This is a genomic window from Bacillus sp. LL01 (assembly GCF_001037965.1).
Genome location: NZ_LFEL01000232.1, coordinates 1 through 3,558, shown reverse-complemented (window position 1 = coordinate 3,558; position 3,558 = coordinate 1). Strand labels below are relative to the sequence as shown.

Here is a 3,558-nt window from a genome sequence, read left to right as displayed (position 1 = left end):
AGTTACTCCATGATAATTTTGAAAAGCTCGTGAAAAGGCATCAGGAGATTGATAGCCATATTTCATAGCAATATCAATTACTTTAACTTTAATGTCCTTCAATTCTAGAGCAGCCAAAGTAAGTCGTCTTCTGCGAATGTACTCAGATATAGTGATACCTGATAAAAGGGTAAATAGACGCTTGAAATGATACTCAGAGCAGTAGGCTCTATTCGCTACTTCCTTTAAATCAATAGTGCTAGCTAAATTTTCTTCAATATAATGTAGTGCATGGTTCATTCCTTGTAACATATCCATGTAATTTAACCGCCTTTCACTAATAGACTAACAGGATAACCGATCCCTTACCCGACTTTACATGCTCATTACAGTCGGGTTTCTATTTTATCCTTATACCATAAAAATTTCTAATTGAATTATTGAGACCCTTGAACATTTGAGTGGGAAATAAGGTTTCGAAACAGCCTCTCTTTTTTAATCGTTACATGTGTAACTATTCCGGTTATACATATACAAATCCACTGGTAAAAAACATGGTAGAGATGGTACATTCTTGTGGCTACAATGAACATCAAAAGCGATGCTTGATCAGCATCGCTTTTCTTACGCTCTTTTTTCTTTTTTTATCGGTTCCACACTTGTTTGACCTCGCTTTTTTACCGAGGAAATGGTATAGACGGCAAGGGCCGACCAGATGAATAGAAAGGCGATAAGATGGGCAGGGGATAGGGTTTCGTTGTAGAGAAACACCCCTRCGATTAAAGCAATCGTGGGCGAGATGTATTGCAGAATCCCGAGCATCAAGAGGGTGACCTTTTTGGCACTCATCGTAAAAAATAAAAGCGGTAAAATGGTGACGATTCCACTTCCCATTAGGAGTAAACTTGTTGAAAAGGAATCAAAGAATTGGATGTTAGATTGAGTCATCATGTAGAGTAAATAGATGAGTACAATGGGAGAAACGACCATTGTTTCAAGAGCTAATCCGGTCGTTGTATCTGCTTTGATCATTTTCTTTGCTAAGCCATAAAATCCAAAGGTGAGAGCGAGACTAAGTGAGATCCAAGGAATCACCCCGTAATATAGGGTTAACGTAAGAACCCCCATTCCAGCTAACACAAAGGCAAGAACTTGTGAGCCAGTCAACCGTTCCTTTAAGAAGATGACCCCAATTAACATGCTCGTTAGTGGATTGATGTATTGACCAAGACTTGCTTCAAAGATCTTGCCCTCCATCACAGCCCACATAAAGATCCCCCAGTTTGAACTAATAAGAACAGAAGCAAGAAAAAGGGACCAAAATAATTTGGGTTTATGGACGATTTCTTTTACAAATTCAAGGTAGATCGTCCATTTCTTTAAACAAGCTAAGAGCACCAGCATAAAAACAAACGACCAGATCACACGCTGCGCTAAAATTTCTCCGGAAGATAGATGCTGTGTTAGTTTCCAATAAATTGGCGTGAGTCCCCACATGATATAAGAGAGAACGGCAAATACAACACCATCTTTTTCATTATGTCCATTCATTTAAAGCCTACTTCCTAGTTAAGTATGTATTGGCGAGAATCCGAGCTGAAACATGTCAGCTTCGAACTCTCCTAAAAAAGATATACTTACTATATAATTAATAGAGATGAATTCTAGGTGAATAGCAAAAAAGGTGAACATTGGATCATGCAAATGAAGAAGCAGGGTATTGAATTGAATAGAAGGTTACTAGCTCTACTCTTCGTAAGTGGTGCGATTCTAGTTGGGTGTTTGAATCAAGGTATCAGGTGAGAGAGTTGATTGGTGGAAGGATAGAGTAGAGGGGAATCTATCATCATCGGTATCGGTATTCTATTAAATAGAAAATGCTGCAATCTTATTTTTAACGATTGCAGCGTTTTGAGATTGTTTTACTATATTAAGCAGAGACTTCTTCGCTGGCACGTTTATTTCCTTTATAGATAAAATAAAGAGCAATCATCATAAATAGTAATGCAAAAGAACGTTTCATATCTAAAGGAATGACTAAACTATTGAACCAGCCGAAATTGTCAATCACAATGCCGATGACAAGCTGACCAATGATAACGGTAATATTGGTTGCAATAACCCCAATTTTAGGAACAGCGGCGATAATAAAAAGTAAAAACACTACCCCTAAAAATACGGCGCTTAACTGCCATTTAGGTACCTCTAAAATGGCAAACACATTTCCATTACCAAAAAAGAGAATAAAAATGGCGAGAAACATGGTTCCCGTTAGAAACGTTAAAAGGGTCGTTTCGATTGTTCCTGCTTTACGACTGAATGTACCATTAATAGCTGACTGTGCGCTTAATGTGAGACCACCTAAAAAGGTGAATAAAATCATTAATATACCCATTCTTAGACCTCCTAGTAAACTAAAGCAAGTGCAATAATCATTGAGATAATCGCTGCTATTTTTTCTTTATTGATTCTAAATTTATTACTTCCAAGCCAACCATAATGTTCAATCACCATACTCATTACTAATTGACCAATAATGACTGCAACCATAGTGATTCCGACACCAACAAATGGAACACTAATCACAATAGATGTTAAATAAACAACCCCCAAGAGCCCACCAAGTAGTGTCCATTTAGGTGCTTCAACGGCATAGGAAAGTTTACCTTTCCCAAAGAAAAGCCATAATAATCCGAGGATGATTGAACCCACAAAGAAGTTATAAAAACTTGTTTCGAGCTTTCCTATCGTATTCCCTAATTCACCGTAAATAGCTCCTTCAAAACTAAGCGCTGCCCCTGCTAATAACGCTAATAGATATGAGATGTAACGCATTTATGAATTCCTCCAGTTCTTTATTTTCAGATATCTAGAATAATCGATATGTCATTGTATAAAAAAACAGAAATCAACCAACTCAGACTTCTGTTTTAAAATATTCAGCAAACTGACGAATGGCTTCTTCATTTCTTCGATAGTAGGTCCACTGACCATAACGAACAGATTCAAGAAGACCAGCTTTTTGCATCATGTTTAAGTAGTGAGATACCGTAGATTGAGAAGCTTCGGCTTTTTCTTGAATGTCCCCTACACATACTCCCTCTTTATAGCTTACCTCCTTTGGCAGGTGAGCGCCTTGTTTAGGAAAGTGCTTCTCTGGTTCTTTCAGCCACTGTAAAATGTTAAGTCTAGTTTTGTTTGATAACGCTTTAAATACATCGATTGGTTCCATAGTTCTTATTATATATCGGTTTTTTTCGATATGTCAATTAGCAGAAATTCGGGTTGATGTCTCTGACTCGCCTGGGTGAAGTGAATGAGATGCGTTCCTCTCATTTACAAAAGAGCCGTTGATGATGGTGCTTCTGCAGGCGAGACATATATCACGTCAGTTAAAGCAACGAATCAGATGAGAGAGTTGATTGTTGAAGGATAAGGAGAGAGGGAGACTATCACATCAAATTATATTTAAAATTAAGAATATATTGACAATTATAACAAAGACATTTAAGATAAATGTAACCGGTTACATAGTCGAAGGTGGAATTTAAATGAAGATGAGAGATGTTGCAAAATATT

5 protein-coding genes are annotated in these 3,558 nt (G+C 37.3%); all 5 read right to left on the bottom strand.

Translation table 11 applies throughout. The features are described from left to right. On the bottom strand, nucleotides 1–297 hold a 297-nt coding region (locus AB685_RS28580; protein ID WP_047973995.1), incomplete at its 3' end, for an AraC family transcriptional regulator. 306 nt (nucleotides 298–603) lie between these two features. Beyond that, nucleotides 604–1,530, bottom strand: a complete 927-nt coding sequence (gene rarD / locus AB685_RS28575) for an EamA family transporter RarD (RefSeq protein ID WP_047973994.1) — start codon at nucleotides 1,528–1,530, stop codon at nucleotides 604–606. A 379-nt stretch (nucleotides 1,531–1,909) separates the two neighbouring features. After that, on the bottom strand, nucleotides 1,910–2,374 hold the full coding sequence (locus AB685_RS28570; protein WP_047973993.1) for a DMT family transporter: 465 nt from the start codon (nucleotides 2,372–2,374) through the stop codon (nucleotides 1,910–1,912). An 11-nt stretch (nucleotides 2,375–2,385) separates the two neighbouring features. Beyond that, a complete protein-coding gene (locus AB685_RS28565; protein WP_047973992.1) occupies nucleotides 2,386–2,814 on the bottom strand; it encodes a DMT family transporter in 429 nt (142 codons plus the stop codon). Nucleotides 2,815–2,896: 82 nt separating this feature from the next. Next, complete coding sequence (locus AB685_RS28560) at nucleotides 2,897–3,211, bottom strand: metalloregulator ArsR/SmtB family transcription factor (RefSeq protein ID WP_047973991.1); 315 nt, start codon at nucleotides 3,209–3,211, stop codon at nucleotides 2,897–2,899. Between the last annotated feature and the right edge of the window lie 347 nt (nucleotides 3,212–3,558).

What these genes read in the sequence shown, in the direction of transcription:
- AB685_RS28570 (WP_047973993.1), bottom strand. Translation starts at nt 2,374, where the DNA reads ATGGGTATATTAATGATTTTATTCACCTTTTTAGGTGGTCTCACATTA.
- AB685_RS28565 (WP_047973992.1), bottom strand. Translation starts at nt 2,814, where the DNA reads ATGCGTTACATCTCATATCTATTAGCGTTATTAGCAGGGGCAGCGCTT.
- AB685_RS28560 (WP_047973991.1), bottom strand. Translation starts at nt 3,211, where the DNA reads ATGGAACCAATCGATGTATTTAAAGCGTTATCAAACAAAACTAGACTT.